Consider the following 20,993-nt stretch of genomic DNA (forward strand, 5'->3'; position numbering starts at 1 on the left):
AATGTCCGAGCCTCTGTCGTTATTCTGAAGGCGCTGCGCCCTTGATCAGTTCAATGGCATCCGCTGTACTATCCGCCCGAACGAACCCGGCCTGATCCGTCCAGGCGTCAGCAAAGTTCCCGATTTTCCTGTAGCTGTTGTCGAGGACGACATGGGGCTTTCCCAGGAGTATCGAGAGGATGTGGGCGTGGAGCCGGTCGGTCAGTACCATTTCCCCCCGCGATAGAATGGCAAACCCCGTTTCCAGCCTTTTTCGCGCGAGGAACTCGTAAGCGGTGGGCGTTTCCGGCTTGCGATCCTGCAGCCGGGGCGGGAGCATCGCGCGAATGCTTCGCGGCAGCCGCTCGATCAGCGACGGGTAGTTTTGTTCCGCAGGCCAATCGACAATCTCAAACGGCTTCGGCAGTCCCTCGAGGTCATCGACACCGGACAGGACGGACTCTTTATCGCGACGAATCAGGCCGAGGATCGCCAGTGGCGGCTCTGCTGTCGGGGCGACTGCGCCAATCATGAAAGCCATGTCCGGAACGAGCAGCGTTTCACAGGAGAAGTGCTCGCGCGCAAAATCACGGCTGGCATGATCTCTCACCATAAGGGTAAAACCGGCGTGAGCGTTGATTACGGCGGCCGAGGACTGGATATTTGCCGCGTTCTCATAGTGAATGGACTGGGGGAGTTGAACGATTTTCCGATCTGGAAACCGGCTCAACACTGCTTCGCGAAATTGCTGATGACGCGGATAGAGGTCGCCGAAGTTTCCGCCGCCGCTAAGCAAAAGCGGTAGCGACGGATCGAGCTTGGCGATCCGATCAAGCTGGCGCAGATCAGCCTCGCAGACGAACTCAGGCCCGCGACCGAAGTGGTTCCGGCACAGGATAGCTGCGCCGACAAAGATCGCACTGTCGCCGATATTTGAATAGTTTGGGAAGTCGAGGATCGCGTATCCGCCTTCATCGGGCAGTGTCTGATGAAATGAGCTGGCAAGAGTATCCTGCAAATCTTTGATAACAGGATCATTCTTTAGCCGGGTCTCGGCTTGCGATGAGCCGAGGTTCCAGTTTGATCCACTCACGCGTTCGATCCTTCTTTCTGGTATTTCTGGAGGCGGAACGCGAGCGATCACCCTGGATATCGATCCGACTTTGGACTTGCGATGCTGTCCCATGACGTCTTGGATTTGGCAAGTGGCCGCTCGGCGAGCGAAGGCATGCAAATCCATCTGTCAGCGCATCGCAATGCAGCCTTTGCTTGACGCGCTCATTCCCCTACCGATCCTTGTAGTCAGGGGGCGGCTCAGCGCGCGGTTGCACCAGTCCGAATGGAAAGGCGAAGTACTGCGACGAACCGGAGAAGTCCGACTTGCTAGGGAGCCTTCGCAATCTTACCGCAAAATGTGAATGAAGGGGGACAACGAGTGCCTCAAGCGCCTCTCGCATCCGTTGTAATATGCACCCGCAACCGATCGGCATCGTTGCGCCGCACCTTGGTATCGATCTGCGAGGCGGCCAGGCGGGCATCCGACGATTGGGAAATCGTGATCGTCGACAATGGCAGCACCGACGATACGAAACAGGTAGTGTCAGAGTTCGCGGAGAGGTTGCCCGTTCGCCATGTATTCGAACCAAACGCCGGACTGTCAAATGCGCGGAATGCTGGCGTACGTGCAAGCCAAGGGGACTTCATCGTCTGGACCGATGACGATGTCCTCGTGGATGAGAATTGGCTAAACGCCTACTTTCAATCGTTTAAAGCTCACCCGGGGCGGGCCATCTTCGGAGGCAAGGCGACTCCCCTATATGAGGAACCTGCCAAGGAATGGTTCGTGGAGGCCGAACCCGAACTTTGCTCTCTCCTCGCAATTCGCAATGCGCCGAGTTGGAAGGAAATCACCAGGGATCGGGTCCCCTATGGCTTGAACTATGCCATTCGAGGCACTGAACAGCGGAGCCACCTTTATGATCCAAACCTCGGCGTTGCCCCTGGGCGACGTAGAGGTGGAGAAGAAGTCGCTGTAATCCGAGAAATTTTGGCTGCAGGCCATAGTGGGGTGTGGGTATGGGAGGCTGCGGTGCTTCATCGTATTTCCCCGGAAAGACAAAGCGAAGCGTACATTCGGCAATTCTATTCTTCACACGGATACGATTATCCCATCGCGGGGCATCGGGTTGGCAAGTTGCATAGTCTCAAGGGTATCGCCATCGCACTGGCGGCCTGGGGGAAGTCTTCCATAAAGTATCGGCTCATGCGTCGGTCCAAACCGGTCCAAAGCGTGCCTCATCTCGTCGCTGCGTCCATAGCGGGAGCAAGCCTGAGGAGATATCTTGGCCTACAACTCAACTGAGAGGCCGTGACGGGACGCGCTACCTTTCTCTCAGCCGTCGGCGCCCCGATCCCTTCGCGCTCTGATGAGCTGCCACTCGGCTAACGTTATGCGAATCGGGAGCGACCGGGCGGTCCTCCAGCCTGGCATTGAAGCTCTCGACGAACCTGTTCTGACAGGGCTTGCCCGGCGCGAGATTGTGCCACGCGACATTGCGCTCCTTGCTCCGGCGCAGGATCGCCATGCTGGCCAGTTCCCTGATACGCCAGCGCGCCCTTGCCTCGTCGGGCCGACGACTGCCGTCTGGCACCGGGCGCCAGAAATTTTTTTGCGCTGATCTCCTTGAGCATGGCGTTGTCTCCTCGCTGAACCTGCTCCGTTTCATCCGTCGGTCTCCTTGTCAGGGCCGGGCCCTACCTATCGCTGGAGGAAATCTTCGGGCTCAGATCAGGTTGGTGAGACCATCCGGCCCAAGCGGAGGACGGATTGCTTCGATTGCTATGCATTCACCCTTGCAGAAGAATGTATCACGCTACATAATGTCAGAGGCTCTGGCCGCCCGGTCGGATGCTTCGAGAACATGGCCCCCCTTGCGGGAGAGGCTGGATAGGGAGAGAGATATGAAAAACGCGCGTCTTGCGCGACGGGTTGGTTTTGCCTGCTCGTCTGCGATGCTGATTTGCCTTAGCGCGAATGTCCACGCCCAGGATAGTGTTGGAACCACCGCCAGCGCGTCTTCCGATGAGATCGTCGTTACCGGTTCGCGCATTGCCCGCCGCGATTACGATTCAGAAAGTCCGATCGTCACCGTCGGCTCTGACCTCCTCGAAAACACCTCGTCTGTTTCGCTCGACCAGAGCCTTAACAAGTTGCCCCAGTTCTCGGGCGGTGCGAACCAGATAACGAGCGCCGACGATGGCCAGACCACGCCGACCAGCAGCCCCGGTATCGCCACGGTCAACCTGCGGGGCCTGGGTTCGAACCGTACGCTGGTGCTGCTGAATGGCCGGCGTACGCAGCCCGCCAATGCCAGTCTCGTCGTTGACCTCAACACGATCCCGACCGCCGCGTTGCAGGGGGTCGAGATCATCTCCGGCGGTGCGGCGTCGACCTACGGTGCCGATGCGGTGGCAGGCGTGGTAAACTTCCAGCTCAAGCGCAATTTCAGCGGGGTGGAGATCGACACCCAGTATGGCCAGTCGTTCCGCAGTGATGGCGAGCAATACAAGGTTTCGGCGCTGATCGGGTCGGACTTTGCCGATTCGCGCGGCAACGCCATGATCGGCCTGACCTATCAGAAGCGCGAGGGCGTCTACCTGCGCGACCGGCCCTTCTTCGAGGCAGCATTCACCGATCCGAACACGCCGGGACGCAACGTCTGGCCGAATTTCGGCGGGTTCAACGGAACCTCCACTCAGGCGGCCTACGATTCGGTGTTCGTGCCCAAGGGTTATCTGCCAGGAGACGTTCCGTCTGGCACGCAGCTCTTCTTCAACACCGCGCCGACGGTCGATGGCGCGACACTGTTTGCAGTCGCTCCCGGCGCCGTTTCGGGTGACGCAGCACCCGGTTTTGACGGTCCGCTCTATCCCGATAACAAGCTGCTGGCCGACGGCACACTGTCCCCCAATTCGTTCGCCGGCTTGCTCAGCAGCCCGATGGAACGCTATTCGCTGTTCGCGACGGCCTATTACGAGGTCAGCCCCGCGCTGGAATTTTATGTGCAGGGCAATTTCGACCAGAACGAGGTGATGACCGAGTTCATCGGTTATACCCCGGCGTTCAACCAGTGGTCGGTGAACATTCCGCGTGATGGCGCCCATGCGATCCCCGACGAATTGGCGACGATTCTCGATGCGCGCACCAACTCGAGCGCGCCATGGACGCTCTACAAACAGCTCGACTATGCCGGCCCGCGTCAGGTGACGACGAACACCTACACTTACGAAGTGCTGTTGGGCGCACGCGGCGATCTGCCGATCAAGGATTGGACGTATGATGTGTTCGCCTCCCACGGGCGCACCAGTTCCGACGTCGACTATGCAGGTTTCGTCGATCTCGTCCGCTATCAGGATCTGATCGCGCGCCCGAATTACGGCGCAGGGGCCGAGTTCAACAATGGCCGCACCGGTTTGCTCGCCACCTGCACCAGTGGGCTCAACCCCTTCCTCAACACCCCGGTCTCGCAAGACTGTCTCGACATCATCGCGCCGCAGTACAATTCGGAAACCGAGCTGACCCAGGATCAGATCGAGCTGAATATCCAGGGTGCGCTGTTCGAACTTCCGGCGGGTGACCTTCGCTTCGCCGTTGGTGGCACCTATCGCGAAAACGACTTCAGCTACGATCCCGACCCGAATTTCTCGACCTCGAACACCACGTCTCTGACGATTGGCCTGTTCGACGTGTCGCCGACTTCCGGATCGACCAACGTGAAGGAGATCTATGGCGAGGTGCTGATCCCGATCCTGACGGACAAGCCGTTCTTCGAGGATCTGAGCCTGAATGCGGGCATTCGCTATTCGGATTACAACACGTCGGGCGGGGTCACGACCTGGAAACTGACCGGTGACTGGCGGGTCACCCCCTGGCTGCAACTGCGCGGTGGCTATCAGCGGGCCAACCGCGCACCGAACGTGGCCGAGCTGTTCCAGCCCGCCGTGTTCCAGACCGTTGCCTGGCCGGATCACGATCCGTGCTCGCAGTTCACCCGCGCCGATTATGGCAACGTGCCCGGCAATCCGAACCGGCAACAGGTGCTCGATCTGTGCTCGGCGCTGGCAGGAGGGTTCCCCTTTACCGAGACCTATGTCGGCAACGTGCCGACCTATTTCCCCCTCGGGCGCGACCTGCAGCGCGGGAACACCAATCTGACTTCGGAGAAGGCATCGACCTGGACCATCGGGGGCGTAATTTCGTCACCTAGTTCGAGCCAGCTGTTGCGTGACCTAAGCCTGTCGGTTGACTACTACAACATCACCATCGACGGTGCGATTGCACCTGCCTCGACGCAAGTGGTCTACCAAGAGTGCTTCAACGCGCTCGGCAATAACCCGAACTACGACCCGGCCAACGAGTTTTGTCAACGGATCAACCGTTCGAGCATAGACGGGCGCTGGATCTCGACCGTGGCATCGTTCGAGAACCTCGGCATGCTGGCCACGTCGGGCTTCGACGTTCAGCTCGACTGGGCGCTCGATGCGCCGGGACTGGGTGGAGACAGCGGTTCGGTCTTTGCCAATGTGCTGTTCAATTACCTGAGCGAATACCTGGTACAGAACAATCCCGGCGGCCCAGTGTTCGACTATTCGGATACGGTCGGTGCGGAGATCGGTATTCCGCCCTATGGGCCGCAGTTCAGGTGGAAGCTCAATACCACGGTCGGATACGATTTCGGTCCGGGTATGATCAGCCTCAACTGGCGCCACTTGCCCTCGGCACGCCATGTCGTGAAGGCGACATCGCCCAATGCCCAGCAGGATGATATGCGGGCCTACAACATCTTCGACCTTGCCGCGCGCTATCAGGTCAACGAACTGTTGCAGTTGCGTGGTGGCGTGGAGAACCTGTTTGACCGTGATCCCAACATCTACGGGCGCATTCCCGGCGTAACCGATGCCGTGGGTGAGCCCGAACCGGGCGGGGCCTACGACGTCCTCGGTCGCCGGTTCTATATCGGCGCTAAGGTCTCGTTCTGATGTCGGCGGGAGGGGGCAGGGCGCTGTCCTTGCTCCCTCCCGTGCAAACCTGAGGGGAATGTGATGACAAGAATTGGCAGTCTTCGCGCAATGGCGGTTGCGGCCAGCTTGTTTGCCGCGTCCGCAGCAGTCGCGCAGGCCGAACGCGACTGGAGCGGGATCGAAGGCTGCGCGGTTATTGACGACTCTGCTGCGCGCCACGCCTGCCTCGACCGTGAGCTGGCTGCGCTCGGTTTGCTTGACCGGGCAACCGTTGCGTCTGCCCCGCCAGCCCCGGTGGCGCCGCCGGTAACCGCGCAGACAGAACTGCGGACCGCAGAAACGCGAGAGAAGATGGTCTATGAAGAAACCGCACCGCGCGAACCGGTCATCTCCGAGATGGCCAGCACCGTGGCCGCGGCGTCGCTTGACCGCAGGCAGGGGCTTGAAGTCGAAGCCGCCAACGGAACGCGCTGGCGTTCCACCTCATCGGTGTCCTTGCGACGCGCGCCGCGTGCGGGCGTGCCGTTCGCAGTCGAGCAAGGCGCGCTCGGCAGCTACAACTGCCGGATCGAAAGCAGCACCTATTTCAAATGTGAGCCCCTGTCGTGAGCTGGGGAACGCAGAAAGGATAACCAGCTATGATTGAGGCAAAACCCCTTTCGCCGCGCTTCGGGGCCGAGATCACGGGCGTCGATATCAGCAAGCCGCTGGATCCCGAGGCGATCCAGCAGATCATCGCGATGCAGGACAAGTGGGGCGTCACCGTCTATCGCGATACCGGGCTCGACGACGAGGGCCAGGTTCGGTTCGCGGGCTATTTCGGCTATCTCGAAAGCTTGCTCCCGCGCGATGGCCGCCCGCGCCAGTTCCTGTTCAACGCGGGCAACCTCGACAAGGACGGCGAGATCAACCGCGCCCCCAGCGCCCTGACCTATCGCAAGGGCGACATGATCTTCCACACCGACAGCTCGTTCATGGACCTGCGCACCAGCTATTCGATGCTGCGCGCGGTGGAAGTGCCGCCGAGCGGTGGGCCGACCTGCTTCGTCGACGCGCGCACCGCCTCTGTCGCTTTCTGATAGCCGATCGGCGCAGCTGGATGTCGGCTCTTGGTGGGGACCTGCCATTCGACACATTACCTCGGAACATCAGGAAAGTCCCAAACCCCGCCGCCCCACCTGATCCGGAGCGATGTCCGCTTTCAGGAAGTCGGGAGAGAAACATGTATGGCCGAGATTAGGGCGCTTAGCTGCCTCTGCCAGCGCGAGCGGCATCTTGCGTGCAGGCACAACCTAAACCGGTTCCGGCCTGTTCAGGCCGTGGAATTCGGAAATGTCGGCCATTCGCACCATTCTTGGCCGAGCACCTGATGCGCGGTTTCTTCGGTTCCGCGTGCCTGGCGCCTCGGTCACCGTGCGCACATCTGAAGGCTTGATCGCCGAAAGTGGGAGCGAGCCCAGGCGAGGATAGACATCGACCTCGAGGCTGCGGGCAACCTTCTTGGCGTGATTGGGACGCCAGCGCCCTTCCTGCCGTGCCAGCCATCGTCTGGCCGCTGCGCGAACTGTGGTCTCTTCCGGCATCGGCGCTGAGCGTCGCCCGCGGATTGCCTTGGCCTTGCTGCCGGGATCGATACCGTCGCGAAGCATGCGCAGGGCATCCTCGCGCTTCAGCCGCGCCTCCGTCGGTCGGATAGGGGGCAAGCGTGAGTTGCTTCTTTTTGCCCCCGAATCGATAATTGAGGCGCCAGCTCTTGCAGCCGGTTGGAGTGACGTACAGGTGCAGCCCATGACCGTCGAACAGCTTTACCGGGCGAGGGCCCGGCGAGGCGTTGCGACAACCTCGATCGGTCAAACTCCGATGTCCCCGGCAGCTTGGGCGTGTGCCCCCGGAATACCCCCCAGATGCCCCGCGCTTCCCTGCGAACGGGTGGGAACTGGCGCTAAGCCAAATGCACAGAAAACCGTGCATTTGCAACGGTTGTAGAAGCTTCCGGCAATGTCGGGGAAGGGCGAATGGTGGGCGTAGCAAGGATTGAACTTGCGACCCCTACGATGTCAACATAGTGCTCTACCACTGAGCTATACGCCCACACCATTCGGGTTTGCCGCTTAAGGCAGGCGCGCCCTCTAGCGTCAGCCGAGGGCGCTGGCAAGACCTCAGTTTAGCGCCAGCGCCTGATCTTCAAACATCCGCTCTACTTCAAGCACCAGATCGCGCAGGTGGAACGGCTTCGAGAGCATCTTGGCATTCGAAGCCTCACGGCTGACGCGCAGGGCGACGGCGGCAAAGCCGGTGATGAACATGACCTTCGTGCCAGGGCTGATCTGGTTGCAGCGTTGGGCCAGTTCGATCCCGTCCAGCTCCGGCATGACGATGTCCGACAGCAACAGGTCGAAAACTTCTGTTTCAAGAAGGGGAATGGCGTCCATGCCGTTGCTCACCGCCTGAACCGAATATCCGGCCTGTTCCAGCGCCCGCGTCAGGTAGGTGCGCATTGCGTCGTCGTCTTCCGCCAGCAGGATCCGGATCATGGTTTCATCCCTGTTCATGAGTGAGCCAGAGCCCTAGCCCGGAGCGGTTACAAATTCCTCCATCGAATCCGGCCTGACCGAGTTTGATACAGCCTCGATAAATGAAGCTAACGTGGCGCCCTTGCGGGTCACGATTTTGACAAGCCGGGCAATTCCCGCCAGCAATGAGCGATGACGCTCCCGCCGCCCCGAAAGAGCGATTCGCAGGCCTCCTGCGCCCGGTCGACAGTATCGCAAGTGTCTGGTGGCGGCTCGCTTCCGGGGATGCGCGGGCAGCCCGCATTCGTGCTTCACCGCCGCAATCCGACGCCGGTCCCGGTGCTGATCGCCGTGCCGCATGCAGGGCGCATCTATCCTTCGGACCTGCTGGCCCGGATGCGCAATCCGGCGCTCTCTTCGGTGCGGCTGGAAGACCGGCTGATTGACCTGGTCGCCGAACAGGTCGCGCTGGAGACGGGAGCCGATCTGCTGGTCGCCCGCGCGCCCCGCGCGATGATCGACCTCAACCGCGCCACTGAAGATATCGACTGGGATATGGTGACAGGCGGCTCGCCAAGTGGAGAGCGCGCCATGCTGCCGCGCTTTGCGGCCGGACGCAGGTCACGCAGCGGGCTGGGGCTGGTGCCACGACGCCTGCCGGGCACGGGCGAATTGTGGCGTCAGCGGCTGAGCCCGGCGGACCTAGCGGCGCGTATCGATCAGGTGCACCAGCCCTACCACCGCGAGCTGGAAGCTAGCATGGCGCGTCTGCGCGACCGCTGGGGCTCGGCACTGCTGATCGATCTGCATTCGATGCCGCCGCTGGGCCCGAAAGTGGGCGCGGGAAGGGCGGTGGACTTCGTTATCGGCGACCGCTTCGGCGCATCGTGCGACGGTACGCTGGTGCAGAGCGCGCTGGCGTATCTTTCAGCGAGTCGCTGGCTGGCCAGCCACAACCGGCCCTATGCTGGCGGCTATGTGCTCGATCGGCATGGCGCTCCGGCGCGTGGGCTGCACGCGATGCAGGTGGAGGTCTGCCGGCAGGTCTATCTCGAGGAAACCATGCACGAGCCCGGAGAGGGGCTTGCCGATGTCGTCACCGCGCTTGTCGGCCTTGTCCGGTTGCTGGCGGACGAGGTCAGCCTGCGGAGCGGCGGCGGGCGCGCGCTGGCAGCCGAATAGGCAAGAAAAAACCACCTCGTGCACGAAGCACGAGGTGGCCAAGGTTCAGGGAGGAGGTGTGCCTGAGCACACCATCCGGCCTAGCCATGAGGGGAGCTGAGCCGGACGCTTCCAGTATAAGAAGGGCCCGCACCTTTTCAAGCGCGGGCCCCGGATGAATTTGTCGCAAACTGCATCAATCGTGGCGGTCCTGAAGTGCGGCTAGCGTACTTCAGAGCGAGCCGATGCGATCAGTTGACCGAAGCGGCCTCGACCGGCTTCGGACCCTTGCCCTGCTGCGCCTGCTTGCCGAACACGACGCGCATCAGGTCGAGCGAGAACAAGTGGGCGTGGATCAGCGGCAGCATGCCGTTTTCGTTCCACTTGCGCAGTTGATCGCCGCGCAGCTCGCGCAGCTTCTCCTGGTTGATCATCTTGAAACCGCGATAGACGAACGGCTGGTCGGGGTTGTCGTTGCGCTGGATCGAAACTTCGCCGTCCATCAGCAGGTCGGCCTTCACCAGTTCATCGACGAAGCTCTGCGTCTTCATCCCGGCTTCCTCGAACTTCTCGCAGAACTGGAGCAGGTTCTGGGTATGCTCGGTCGGCTTGTTCTCGGCGTCGAACAGCGGCTGGCCTTCCTCGAATTCGCCGATCAGCGAGCTGGTCGGATCGAAGCACAGCGACAGGTTTTCCGACGAGGGATCGATCTTGGCGAGCAGGAACGGATAGCGGCGCACATAGGCGGGCACATAGGGCGTGCCGATCGGCGCGCCTTCGTCGTCGAAGAACACGTTCACGCCTTCGTTGAGGCCCATCAGCGCCAGCGGAACCGGCTTATCGCCCGAAGAGAACACGATCGGATAGTCGCGCTGCGCGGCGGGGAATTCCTCGGCGGTCAGCGGGATCGCGTGCTGGTTGACGACCCAATCGGCCCGGTCGACCGAGCGGGCATTCCAGCTGCCGTGCTGGTTGCTGTTTAGCGGAATAAGATCCTTGTAGAGGATCGGCAGGCTGGCTTTCGGCTCAGAGGCCATATGGTCTTCTCCAAAACAATCGGGCTGAGTTCTTAACGGGTTGTGCGGACGGGCTTCCCACGCCGCGCTCGCCCCGTGGCAAATGGTATGCAGGGCGCGTGCTTTAGGATTTTCGCGGCGGCTGCGCAAGCAAGGGAACCAGCTTACCGGGATTGAGCAATCCGGCCGGGTCGAGCGCCTGCTTGACCTGCTGCAACAGCGCCACGTGAACAGGGTCGCCCATGCGACCGAAGGTCTCGCGCTTCAACTGTCCGATCCCGTGTTCTGCGCTGATCGAGCCGCCCCATTCGGTCACGAGGGCATAGACCTGCTCGCTGATCGCCTTGGCATCGCCTTCGTACCACTTTGCCGCATCGACGCCCTCTGGTGCGATCACGTGGAAGTGCACATTGCCATCGCCAAGATGACCGAAGGCAACCGCCTCGGTGCCCGGCCAGTCGCGTTCGAGCATCGGCACTGCCATGTCGACGAAATCGGGCATCCGCTCCACCGCGACCGAGATATCGTGCTGCACCGCCGGGCCTTTGTCGCGCTCGGCAGCGGCGATGGAATCGCGCAGCAGCCAGAACTGTTCGGCTTGCGTCTCGTTGGTCGCAATCACCGCGTCGTCGACCAGGCCGGCCTCGAAGGCGCTGGCGAGCATGTTTTCGGCTGTCTCGCCCAGCCGGTCACGCGTGTCAGCGTCTGCCACCAGTTCGATCAGCGTGTGCCAGCCATGTGGCTCGCCCAGTGGCGCGCGCGCGCCGGGCAGGTGATGAAGCACGTCTTCGAGCGTCTGTTGCGCCAACACTTCGAAGCCTTCGAGCGCCTCGCCCGCTTGCTTCTGGCAATGGAGCAGAAGCTGCCGCGCGGCGGGAAGGGTGGGGACACCGGCCCAGAGCACCCGGCGCTCGGCAATCGCGGGTTCGAGCTTCAGCGTCGCCGCCGTGACGATCCCCAGCGTGCCTTCCGAACCGATCAGCATCTGCTTGAGGTCGAACCCGCGGTTATCCTTCATCAGCGGGGTGAGCGCGGAGAAAATGCTGCCGTCGGCCAGCACTGCCTCCAGCCCCAGAACCTGCGCGCGCATCATACCGTGGCGCAGCACCTGCGTGCCCCCGGCGTTGGTAGAGATCAGCCCGCCGACGGTGGCCGATCCCTTGCCGCCCAGCGTGAGCGGAAAGCGCAGGCCCTCTGCCTCGACCGTCTCGTGCAGCGTCTGCAGCACCAGTCCGGCTTCGCAGGTGATTTGCATGGTGGCCGGATCGAACGCGCGCACCGCACTCATCCGCCGCAGCGACAGCACCAGCGCCTGCCCGCTTTCGTCGGGCGTGGCACCGCCGCACATGCCCGAGTTGCCGCCCTGCGGCACGATCGGCACGCCGAACTCCCCGCACAGCTTGACCAGATCGGCCACCTCGTCGGTCGATCCGGGGGAGGCGAGACCCACGGCCCGCCCTGTGAAGCGGCCACGCCAGTCGGTCAGCCACGGCTCGACCAGTTCCGGGTCTTGCGTGAACCCGCGCGGGCCGAGCAGGTCGGCAGCGCGGGAGGCGAAGGTGTCTATGTCGCTCATGAGCGCGCTGATGCCAGCGCCCGGCACACTTTGCAAAGGCTTGAGTCAGAGGTTAAGCCACTATTCAAGCGGGCGGTCTAGAAGGGAAACCCGTCATGCCGATTGCTTGCTGATGGTTGTCGAGTTCCTTTGCCACGAATGAAACCTGCTGTTCCTCTCCTTGCCGGTCTCGCGCTGCTCTCCGCCTTGGTGGTGGCAGAGCGTGCAGCCCATGCCGAAGAGCAGCGCGAGGTGTCTTTGCCCGATCGCTTCGAGAACACGGTCGACGAGCGTTTGCGTGTGCTCGAACGCGCGGCTGAGCCTGAAAAGGCGCAGCAAGTGCGAATCGAACGGCGGGTGGTGATCCGCATTTCCCCCAGCCGCGCCACCAGCGCCCGGCTGATGGCCGAACTGCCGCGTCGCACCATGAGGACGCGTTTTCAGGAGGCCGACCATGCCGACTGTCTGCCGCTTGACCAGTTGATGAGCGTTCAGCCAATGGGCGATGACCGGCTGCTGCTGATTACGCAGGACCGTCGCCTGCTATCCGCCGGGCTTGACCGTTCGTGCAGCGCCCAGGCCTTTTACGCGGGCTTCTATGTTGAGCGGAGCGAGGACGGACGGCTGTGCGTGAACCGTGACGAGCTACAGTCACGCGCTGGCGATACCTGCCGCATCTCCAGCCTCAGCCGTCTGGTCGCCGTTCGCGACTAGCTGCGGCTTCGGGCGAAGGATCAGCAAAACCTTGACTTTTGCGCTCGCGCAGGCAAAGGGCGCGCTGGCGTTCGTGGCAGGGCGGTTTCCCGTGCCACGATAGCCTTTTCGGCACCGCGCAGTGCCTCAATCTCGATCCGGACAGATATACAGCCTATGAAATTTGCCGATCTCGGCTTGTCAGACGAATTGCTCAAGGCCGTCAGCGATGCGGGCTACGAGGAGCCGACCGCCATTCAGGCCGAGGCGATCCCGACCGTGCTGATGATGCGCGATCTGATCGGCATAGCCCAGACCGGCACCGGCAAGACGGCCAGCTTCGTCCTGCCGATGATCGATGTGCTCGCGAACGGTCGCCGCCGGGCGCTGATGCCACGCTCGCTGATCCTGGAACCGACTCGCGAACTGGCCGCTCAGGTGGCGGAAAACTTCGAGAAGTACGGCGCAAACCACGATCTGAAGATGGCGTTGCTTATCGGCGGCGTGCAGATGGGCGATCAGATCAAGGCGCTGAACGACGGTGTCGACGTGCTGATCGCGACGCCGGGCCGCCTGATGGACCTTTTCGAACGCGGCAAGATCCTCCTTAACGGTTGCGATCTTCTGGTGATCGATGAGGCGGACCGGATGCTTGACATGGGGTTCATCCCCGACATCGAGTTCATCTGCGAGAAGCTGCCCACGCCGCGCCAGACGCTGCTGTTCTCGGCCACCATGCCGGGGCCGATCGCCAATCTGGCGAAGAAGTTCCTCTCCAACCCCAAGCGGATCGAGGTGAGCCGCGCAGCCTCGACGAACCAGAACATCACCGCCTTCAAGATCCCGGTGAAGACCCGCGAAAAGCGTGAGACGCTGCGCTGGCTGCTGCGCAACGATCTGGTGGAAACCGCGATCATCTTCGCCAACCGCAAGACCACCGTGCGCGAGGTCAACAAGAGCCTGCAGAGCCACGGCTTTGCCAGCGGCGAGATCCATGGCGACATGGACCAGTCGAGCCGCATTGCCGAGCTGAACCGCTTCAAGTCGGGTGAGATCAATATCCTCGTAGCTTCCGATGTCGCTGCGCGCGGGCTCGACGTGAAGGGCGTGAGCCACGTGTTCAACTTCGACACGCCTTGGCACCCCGACGACTATGTTCACCGCATCGGCCGCACGGGCCGTGCGGGCAACAAGGGCCGTGCCTTCACCTTCGTCTCCGACGAGGACGCTGAAGCCATGGCCAATGTTGAGAAGCTGACCGGCAGCGCCGTTCCGGTGTTTGGCAAGAAGGACGTGCGCGTCGATCTGCCCAAGGCCAAGTCGAAGGCGGAGCCAGAGCCAGAGCCAGAGCCAGAGCAGCACGAGGACGACAGCGTCGAGGAAGAAGCTCCGCGCAAGGCGCGTCGTGAGCGACCCGAGCGCAAGCCGAGCGAAGAACGCAAACCGCGGGAAGCGCGTGGCGGCAAGCGCTATGACCGGCAGGATGACGAGCCGGTGCCCGCTGGTGAGTGGAACGGCCCGCAGCCCAGCTTCCTGGGGGTCAGCGCCCTTTAAGGCGATGAACTTGCAGTGTTGTCGATAAACTTAGTTTGTCGACGCTGCGCAATTTGTGATACATAAGCGGCCCAACGTGCGGGGAACGCGGGCGAGTGGACGGTCTTGCTCGACATCCGGCGCGCGGGGATAGGCAGCCCGCGAACACCTGCCAAAGCGAGGCACCCATGGGCGAAGTCCTCACTTACAAAGTCAATGGCACCGACCGCGAAAGCGGACAGGCCAGTTCTCTTGAGTTCGATGGTAGCGATCCAGCAGGTGCGATCGGTGCTGCCATTCGCTCTTTTGGCCCCGGCGAATTCCTGTTGTCAGCCGACAATGGCCGGAACTGGCGCGTTCACGTCGCGGCTGACCATTCGTGGTGGCTCGAACCGTTCAGTCATCTCTGACCTACCGGAAGATAGCGATCAGCCCTCGCGTCCGGACAGGTAAAGGTAGGCCGGATCGAATTCGGCCAATTGCCGCAGGCCTTCCCAGTCGAGAATGTCCACCACCTGACCTGTGCCGGCGATAAGCCCGCACTGGCGCAGCTTCTTGAGCATCCGGTTAACGTGCATTTGGGTGTAGCCGAGGCATTCACCAATCTGCGTCTGGCTTAGCGGGAAGCGGAATTTTCCACCGTCGGTCAGGCCCACCAATTGCGAGCGACTGTAAATCTCGCACATCAGGTGCGCGATCCGGGCCATGCCGTTGCGCGTGCCGATGTTGAGCAGCCACTCGCGATGCATCGAGGCATCGACCATGGTGGCAAACCACAGGATTCGGGCAAAGCGTGGATGGTCCTCAATCAACCGGGTCAGCGCCCGGTGTGGCAGGCGGGCGACCTTGCACGGCGTGAGCGCGGCAATCGAATGATCGAGCACTTCGAGCGGATAGCTGTGCAGATCGACGAAATCGCCAGGTATCTGAACTTCCATGATCTGGCGCTCGCCCGTGGCCGTTTCCTTGAAGCGGGCGGCGAATCCTTCGAGAATCAGCGAGGAGAAGCCAATCTTCTGGCCCTCGCGCGCGAGATAGTCGCCCGCCTTCAGTTCGATCACTTCCTGTAAGTGGGATGCGATCAGATCGCCTTCGTGCTCGCTCAAGGAGAAGCGCTGGCGGATCGTAGCCAGAAACTTGCTAATGTCCGGCGCTGCGCTGCCAGCGGGCGCAGGAACCTGCGTGTCGAGAAGATTCCTCATTGTCCGTACCCCAACGGCTTCTTGTTGCATGGCCGTTTGTACGGCTCGAGCAACATAACCGACTATGCGCTATTTTGTGCCCGGAGAAAAGGTGCGGCTTCAGTCCGTCGCAGTGACAAAGCTGTCGATCACTTTCTTTGTTCCGCTTTTTTCGAAAGCGATTTCAAGCTTGTTGCCTTCCTGCGCGATCACTTCGCCATAGCCGAACTTTTCGTGAAATACGCGCGCGCCGATGGCGATGTCGCTGCGAGGCTTGGCGGCAAAGCTGGCGGCGGAGCGGGTGCTTTCCTTTACGCGCGCGGGCTTTGTCTCATAGCCGGTGGCAAGTGCGCGCTGCCAGCCGGGGCCGCGCGAACCGCTGCGCTCGGGCCGGTCGCGCGCGACATGGGCGAAAGGGTCTTCCTGCTCGCTCCAGTTGGCCTGCCACAGGCTTTTGCCGCCGCTCAGCGTGGTTTCGGCCTCGACATGATCCTCGGGCAGTTCCTCGATAAAGCGGCTGGGGATCGAGCTGGTCCACTGGCCATAAATGCGGCGGTTCGCGGCGTGGAGGATCGTGCAGCGCCGCCTCGCGCGGGTGATCGCCACATAGGCGAGGCGGCGCTCCTCCTCGAGACTGGCGAGGCCGCCCTCGTCAAGCGAGCGCTGCGAGGGGAATACGCCTTCCTCCCAGCCGGGCAGGAACACGTTATCGAATTCCAGCCCCTTGGCCGCGTGCATGGTCATGATCGTGACCTTTTCCTCGTCGGACGCAGCATCGTTGTCCATCACGAGGCTGACGTGTTCGAGGAAGTCGCCGAGCGTCTCGTAGTCCTCCATCGCGCGCGCGAGTTCGACCAAGTTGTCGGCGCGGCCCGCGCTTTCGGCGGAACGGTCCGCCTTGAGCATCGCGTCATAGCCCGATTCCTCAAGCACGAGGCGCATCAGTTCGGCGGGGCTGAGGCTGTCGCTCGCCTCGCGCCAGCGCAGGAAATCGCTCATCAGCGCGGCGATGGTGTTGCGGGCGCGGGCGGGCAGCTCGTCGCTGTCGGCCAGCTCCAGCGCGGCAGCGGCCAGCGGCAGGCCTTGTGCCCGCGCATGGCGGTACATGTTTTCGAGCGCCTTCACCCCGAGCCCGCGCTTGGGCTGGTTGTAGATGCGCTCGAACGCAAGGTCGTCGGCCGGCTGGGCAATCACGCGCAGGTAAGCCAAGGCATCGCGGATTTCGGCGCGTTCGTAAAAACGGAAGCCGCCGATGATGCGGTAATTGAGGCCGATCTGGATAAAGCGGTCTTCGAACTCACGGGTCTGGTATTGCGCGCGCACGAGGATCGCGACCTGTTCGAGCGGCGCGCCTTCGCGCTCCAATCGTTCGATCTCCTCGCCAACGCGGCGCGCTTCTTCGGGCGCATCCCACACGCCGACCACGCGCAGCTTCTGCCCGGCGGGAAGCTCGGTCCACAAGGTTTTGCCGAGCCGCTGCGAATTGCCCTCGATCAGCCCCGAGGCGGCGGCGAGAATTTGCGGGGTCGAGCGATAGTTCTGCTCCAGCCGCACCACCTTGGCGCCGGGAAAATCCTTCTCGAAGCGCAGGATATTGGCCACCTCCGCGCCGCGCCAGGAGTAGATCGACTGGTCGTCGTCGCCCACCACGCAGATGTTCTTGCGCTCTTGCGCCAGCAGCCGCAGCCACAGGTACTGCACCGCGTTGGTGTCCTGATACTCGTCCACCATCACATATTTGAAGCGGCGCTGGTATTGCTGGAGCACCTCGCGGTCGGTCTTGAGGATCGTCAACATGTGCAGCAGCAGGTCGCCGAAATCGCAGGCGTTCAGCGCCTTAAGCCGCTCCTGATAGGCGGCATACATCTGCTGGCCCTTGCCATTGGCATAGGCTTCGTTGTCGACCGCGGTGAGATCGCCCGGCAGCAGGCCGCGGTTCTTCCAGCTGTCGATCAGGCCCGCCAGCTGGCGTGGCGGCCAGCGCTTCTCGTCGAGATTGGCCTCGCGGATCATCGTCTTCAAAAGGCGCAGCTGATCGTCGGTGTCGATGATCGTATAGTTGCTTTGCAGCCCCACCAGTTCGGCATGGCGGCGCAGCATCTTGGCGCAGATCGAATGGAAGGTGCCGAGCCACGGCATCCCTTCGACCGCATCGCCGATCAGATCGCCCACACGGTGGCGCATCTCACGCGCGGCCTTGTTGGTGAAGGTAACGCAGAGGATTTCGCTCGGCCAGGCAAGCCGCTCACGGATCAGGTGGGCGAGCCGGTGGGTGAGCGCGGCGGTCTTGCCGGTGCCCGCGCCCGCGAGCATCAGCACCGGCCCCTCGGTGGTGAGCACGGCCTCGCGCTGCGGTTCGTTGAGGCGGGCGAGCCATGCGGGCGTTTCGGTGGGGGCGGGCAAGGTCATGGTCGGACGAACGTTTAGGGAACATCGCCCTCTTGTGCAACCGGCTGGCGCACCAGGACCAGCCGCGCCGCACCCACCTTGCGTTCGCTTTCCACTTCGAGCGACTTGAGCTTGACCTCTTCCTTGGCCGCCACTTCGAGCGCGACCCATGTGGCTGGACCAATCCAGCCGAGCCGCCGCAGCCGGTCAAGCGCCACCGCGCCGGCACCGCTGTGATAGGGCGGATCGAGCAGGATCAGGTCAAGCGGCTCCTTAACCGCGCCGAGCGAGAACACGCTGGCCGCGCGCACGTCGCATTGCGACGCGGCGCGCAAATTGGTGATGTTCTGGCGCAAGGCTCGGATCGCCTGCGCGTCTTCCTCGACGAACAGGCAATGGGCCGCGCCCCGGCTGAGCGCCTCCAGCCCGAGCGCGCCCGATCCTGCGAACAGGTCGGCCACGCGCAGGCCCTCGAAGGTGCCCAGACGGCTGGCGAGCATCGCAAACAGCGTTTCGCGGGTGCGGTCGGAGGTCGGCCTTGTGGCCTCACCTTTGGGCGCGACCAGCGGGCGGCGGCGCCATTCTCCGGCGATAATCCTCATGCGCGGCCCTGCTGCTTGAGCGACGAGCGGAAGCGTTCGACATGTTCGCGCGGCACTTCCTGCGCTGCGCCACGTGGCAGGTCGGCGATGTGGAACGGGCCATAGGCGGTGCGGATCAGACGGCTCACTTCCAGCCCCAGATATTCGAGCACCCGGCGCACTTCGCGGTTCTTGCCCTCGGTGAGCGTGAGGATGATCCACTGATTGCGCCCCGTGCGCCGCTCAAGATCGGCCTCGATCGATCCGAACCGCATCCCGTCGATCTCGACGCCTTCGCTGAGCGCTTCGAGCTGCTCCTGCGACACCTCGCCAAAGGCACGCGCGCGATAGGTGCGCGGCACGCCGGTGGCGGGCAGTTCGAGCTGGCGCTTGAACTCACCGTCGTTGGTGAGCAGCAGCAGGCCTTCGGTGTTGAAGTCGAGCCGGCCCACCGGCATCAGCCGCGGCGCGCCCTTGGGCAGGGCATTGCGCAGGGCGTTGTAGATCGTGGGCCTGCCGGCGGGGTCACGCTCGGCGGTGATCAGGCCTTGGGGCTTGTGGAACGCGAACAGCCGCGTGCGCTCGGGCTTGGCGACGGGTTGGTCGTCCACGGTCACCCCGCGCAGGTTCTCGATGATGGTGGCGGGCGTGGTGACAAGGTCGCCATTGCGCTTGACGCGGCCTGCCTCGATCATCCGCTCGGCCTCGCGCCGGCTGGCGACGCCCGCGCGCGCGAGAAGCTTGGCTATTCTTTCGCCAGAGGGGCGTTCGCCTGCGGGGCGGTCGCCCGATTTTTCGTTGTCGCTCATCGTGCGCGCCTTAGCCGCGTGCGGGCAACAGGGGAAGGGCAGGCGGCGCAATCCCCATCCCACGCGCATTCGCCAATTGCCGAGTGCGCCTGAACCGTGCGATCAGGCGCCGTACATGGTGCGCTGCCCTAAGGTGCAGCACGAAGGAGACGCGAGACGATGGAACCGGACACAGCCGCAGCGAGCGAGCGCAGCCTGTTGGGATCGCTGCGCCCCTATCTGGAAAAGGAATCGCTGGCGGCCTTCTTCCTCGGCGTGTCCTCAGGCTTCCCCTATGCGATGATCGCCGCCACGCTAACCACCCGCCTCGCGCAGGACGGCATTGAAAAGAGCACAATTACAGCCTTTTCGCTCGCGTTCCTGGTCTACAACTTCAAGTGGCTGTGGGCCTGGGTTGTCGACGCGGTGAAACTGCCGCTGATCGGCAGGCTGGGCCACCGCGTTTCGTGGATGCTGGTAACTGGCGTGCTGGTGATCGCTGCCGTCATAAACCTCGCCTTGGCCGATCCGGCGCAGGACATCGTCTGGATGGCGACCAGCGCCGTGCTGGTGGGCGCAGCGGGCGCGACCTTCGACATCGTGATCGACGCTTACCGGATCGAGACATTGAAGCCCTATCAGCTCGGCGTCGGTTCGGGCATGAGCCAGTACGGCTGGCGCATCGGTGCAGGGCTGGCGGCGGCGGTGGCGCTGGTGGTGGCCGCGCGCTCTGGGTGGCAGATCGCCTATATGGCCTGCGCGCTGTTCGCCTTTCCCGCGATGCTGACTGCGCTGATTCTCGGCGAACCGGCGCGGCACAAGGTCGAGATCGTGCGCACCGGGATTGCCGAGAAGTGGAAGAGCATCGTCGGCCCCTTCACCGAGTTCTTCCGGCGCAGCGGGGCTTTCGTGGTGCTGCTGTTCATCCTCGTCCACAAGATCGGCGACACGCTGGCGAACCTCACGCTGCGCCTGCTGTTCGACGACCTCGGCTACACCAACGACGAGATCGCGATCTACGACGTGGGTGTTGGCTTCTGGGCACTGATCATCGGCGTGTTTGTGGGCGGAGTGATCTATGCCCGGCTCGGCCTCAAGAAGTCGGTGCTGATCTCGCTTATATTGATGGCCATCTCCAACCTCAGCTTTGCCGGGCTGGCGGCGGCGGGGCATTCGAACATCGGCATGGCGGCAGCGATCGGGTTCGAGAACTTCGCTAGCGGCTATGGCGGTGTTGTGGTGGTGGCCTACTTCTCGGCGCTGTGTGACTTGAGGTTCACCGCCTCGCAATATGCGCTGATCTCGGCGGCGGCGAGCATCGTTGGCCGGTTCCTCACCGGCACAACGGCGGGCGCGCTGATTGAGGGCGTGGGATATGTGAACTTCTATATTCTCACGACCATTGCCGCCTTGCCCGGGATCGTGCTGTTCTGGTGGATGATGCGCACCGGGCTGGTGGATGCCGCCATGGGCACGGCGGGGACGGAGCGGGCACCGGAGGACTGAGGGCCACTGGCCCTTCGAGGCGCCTTCAGCTTGCAGCATCAGGCTCCTCAGGATGAACGGAACTTGCTAAAAACCTCC

General features: G+C 62.7%; 19 protein-coding genes, 1 tRNA gene and 1 pseudogene. 9 read left to right on the top strand and 12 right to left on the bottom strand.

Annotated elements, in window-relative coordinates; all coding sequences use genetic code 11:
• Positions 1-19 precede the first annotated feature (19 nt).
• Complete coding sequence (locus ABDJ38_RS02370; RefSeq protein ID WP_346783473.1) at positions 20-1,072, bottom strand: polysaccharide pyruvyl transferase family protein; 1,053 nt, start codon at positions 1,070-1,072, stop codon at positions 20-22.
• Positions 1,073-1,414: 342 nt separating this feature from the next.
• Here ABDJ38_RS02370 and ABDJ38_RS02375 point away from each other — a divergent pair, with 342 nt between their 5' ends.
• Complete coding sequence (locus tag ABDJ38_RS02375) at positions 1,415-2,341, top strand: glycosyltransferase family A protein (RefSeq protein ID WP_346783474.1); 927 nt, start codon at positions 1,415-1,417, stop codon at positions 2,339-2,341.
• A gap of 19 nt (positions 2,342-2,360) precedes the next feature.
• Here the strand turns inward: ABDJ38_RS02375 and ABDJ38_RS16920 are convergent, their stop codons facing one another.
• A complete protein-coding gene (locus ABDJ38_RS16920) occupies positions 2,361-2,705 on the bottom strand; it encodes an integrase core domain-containing protein (RefSeq protein ID WP_429770936.1) in 345 nt (114 codons plus the stop codon).
• 235 nt (positions 2,706-2,940) lie between these two features.
• Here ABDJ38_RS16920 and ABDJ38_RS02385 point away from each other — a divergent pair, with 235 nt between their 5' ends.
• The 3 genes from ABDJ38_RS02385 (at position 2,941) to ABDJ38_RS02395 (ending at position 7,079) form a co-directional block, all read left to right on the top strand.
• On the top strand, positions 2,941-6,018 hold the full coding sequence (locus ABDJ38_RS02385) for a TonB-dependent receptor plug domain-containing protein (protein WP_346783475.1): 3,078 nt from the start codon (positions 2,941-2,943) through the stop codon (positions 6,016-6,018).
• A 63-nt stretch (positions 6,019-6,081) separates the two neighbouring features.
• Positions 6,082-6,609, top strand: a complete 528-nt coding sequence (locus ABDJ38_RS02390; RefSeq protein ID WP_346783476.1) for a hypothetical protein — start codon at positions 6,082-6,084, stop codon at positions 6,607-6,609.
• Between the two features lie 29 nt (positions 6,610-6,638).
• Positions 6,639-7,079, top strand: a complete 441-nt coding sequence (locus ABDJ38_RS02395) for a TauD/TfdA dioxygenase family protein (RefSeq protein ID WP_346783478.1) — start codon at positions 6,639-6,641, stop codon at positions 7,077-7,079.
• A gap of 213 nt (positions 7,080-7,292) precedes the next feature.
• Here ABDJ38_RS02395 and ABDJ38_RS16925 read toward each other — a convergent pair whose 3' ends face one another.
• The 4 genes and pseudogenes from ABDJ38_RS16925 to cpdR all read right to left on the bottom strand — a co-directional run bounded on the left by ABDJ38_RS16925 (position 7,293) and on the right by cpdR (position 8,534).
• The gene (locus ABDJ38_RS16925; RefSeq protein ID WP_429771082.1) at positions 7,293-7,649 is read right to left on the bottom strand and encodes a phage integrase central domain-containing protein; all 357 of its coding nucleotides are present in this window, start codon (positions 7,647-7,649) and stop codon (positions 7,293-7,295) included.
• A 1-nt stretch (position 7,650) separates the two neighbouring features.
• Positions 7,651-7,971, bottom strand: a pseudogene (locus ABDJ38_RS16930) (Arm DNA-binding domain-containing protein); the annotation flags it as partial.
• Positions 7,972-8,016: 45 nt separating this feature from the next.
• Positions 8,017-8,091, bottom strand: a tRNA-Val gene (locus tag ABDJ38_RS02405).
• Between the two features lie 68 nt (positions 8,092-8,159).
• A complete protein-coding gene (gene cpdR, locus ABDJ38_RS02410; protein ID WP_346783480.1) occupies positions 8,160-8,534 on the bottom strand; it encodes a cell cycle two-component system response regulator CpdR in 375 nt (124 codons plus the stop codon).
• A gap of 237 nt (positions 8,535-8,771) precedes the next feature.
• Here cpdR and ABDJ38_RS02415 point away from each other — a divergent pair, with 237 nt between their 5' ends.
• Positions 8,772-9,695 carry an N-formylglutamate amidohydrolase gene (locus tag ABDJ38_RS02415; RefSeq protein WP_346783481.1) on the top strand — a complete coding sequence of 308 codons (924 nt, stop codon included), beginning with the start codon at positions 8,772-8,774 and terminating at the stop codon, positions 9,693-9,695.
• A gap of 230 nt (positions 9,696-9,925) precedes the next feature.
• Here the strand turns inward: ABDJ38_RS02415 and ABDJ38_RS02420 are convergent, their stop codons facing one another.
• On the bottom strand, positions 9,926-10,711 hold the full coding sequence (locus tag ABDJ38_RS02420) for a SapC family protein (protein ID WP_346783482.1): 786 nt from the start codon (positions 10,709-10,711) through the stop codon (positions 9,926-9,928).
• A 103-nt stretch (positions 10,712-10,814) separates the two neighbouring features.
• Entirely contained in the window at positions 10,815-12,266 is a 1,452-nt protein-coding gene (locus tag ABDJ38_RS02425) for an FAD-binding oxidoreductase (protein WP_346783483.1), read from the bottom strand.
• A gap of 138 nt (positions 12,267-12,404) precedes the next feature.
• On the opposite strand from ABDJ38_RS02425, the gene ABDJ38_RS02430 reads away from it, so the two are divergent.
• The 3 genes from ABDJ38_RS02430 (at position 12,405) to ABDJ38_RS02440 (ending at position 14,881) form a co-directional block, all read left to right on the top strand.
• Complete coding sequence (locus tag ABDJ38_RS02430; protein ID WP_346783484.1) at positions 12,405-12,959, top strand: hypothetical protein; 555 nt, start codon at positions 12,405-12,407, stop codon at positions 12,957-12,959.
• Between the two features lie 156 nt (positions 12,960-13,115).
• Positions 13,116-14,492 (top strand): DEAD/DEAH box helicase, encoded by a 1,377-nt coding sequence (locus tag ABDJ38_RS02435; protein WP_346783485.1) that lies wholly within the window; start codon positions 13,116-13,118, stop codon positions 14,490-14,492.
• 167 nt (positions 14,493-14,659) lie between these two features.
• Positions 14,660-14,881: a hypothetical protein gene (locus ABDJ38_RS02440; RefSeq protein WP_346783486.1), complete on the top strand. Its 222-nt coding sequence runs from the start codon at positions 14,660-14,662 to the stop codon at positions 14,879-14,881.
• 18 nt (positions 14,882-14,899) lie between these two features.
• Here ABDJ38_RS02440 and ABDJ38_RS02445 read toward each other — a convergent pair whose 3' ends face one another.
• The 4 genes from ABDJ38_RS02445 to ABDJ38_RS02460 form a co-directional block, all read right to left on the bottom strand.
• Positions 14,900-15,673 carry a Crp/Fnr family transcriptional regulator gene (locus ABDJ38_RS02445; protein ID WP_346783488.1) on the bottom strand — a complete coding sequence of 258 codons (774 nt, stop codon included), beginning with the start codon at positions 15,671-15,673 and terminating at the stop codon, positions 14,900-14,902.
• Between the two features lie 99 nt (positions 15,674-15,772).
• On the bottom strand, positions 15,773-18,061 hold the full coding sequence (locus ABDJ38_RS02450) for an ATP-dependent helicase (RefSeq protein ID WP_346783489.1): 2,289 nt from the start codon (positions 18,059-18,061) through the stop codon (positions 15,773-15,775).
• A 14-nt stretch (positions 18,062-18,075) separates the two neighbouring features.
• Positions 18,076-18,642, bottom strand: coding sequence for a 16S rRNA (guanine(966)-N(2))-methyltransferase RsmD (gene rsmD, locus ABDJ38_RS02455; RefSeq protein ID WP_346783490.1), 567 nt, complete (start codon positions 18,640-18,642; stop codon positions 18,076-18,078).
• Positions 18,639-19,430 carry a pseudouridine synthase gene (locus ABDJ38_RS02460; RefSeq protein ID WP_346783491.1) on the bottom strand — a complete coding sequence of 264 codons (792 nt, stop codon included), beginning with the start codon at positions 19,428-19,430 and terminating at the stop codon, positions 18,639-18,641. Before ABDJ38_RS02460 ends, rsmD begins: the two co-directional genes overlap by 4 nt.
• 159 nt (positions 19,431-19,589) lie before the next feature.
• On the opposite strand from ABDJ38_RS02460, the gene ABDJ38_RS02465 reads away from it, so the two are divergent.
• A complete protein-coding gene (locus tag ABDJ38_RS02465) occupies positions 19,590-20,915 on the top strand; it encodes an AmpG family muropeptide MFS transporter (protein WP_346783492.1) in 1,326 nt (441 codons plus the stop codon).
• Positions 20,916-20,993 lie beyond the last annotated feature (78 nt).

Origin of the sequence: Aurantiacibacter flavus (assembly GCF_039710615.1) — a bacterium.
In the GTDB taxonomy this organism is placed as follows: domain Bacteria; phylum Pseudomonadota; class Alphaproteobacteria; order Sphingomonadales; family Sphingomonadaceae; genus Alteraurantiacibacter; species Alteraurantiacibacter flavus.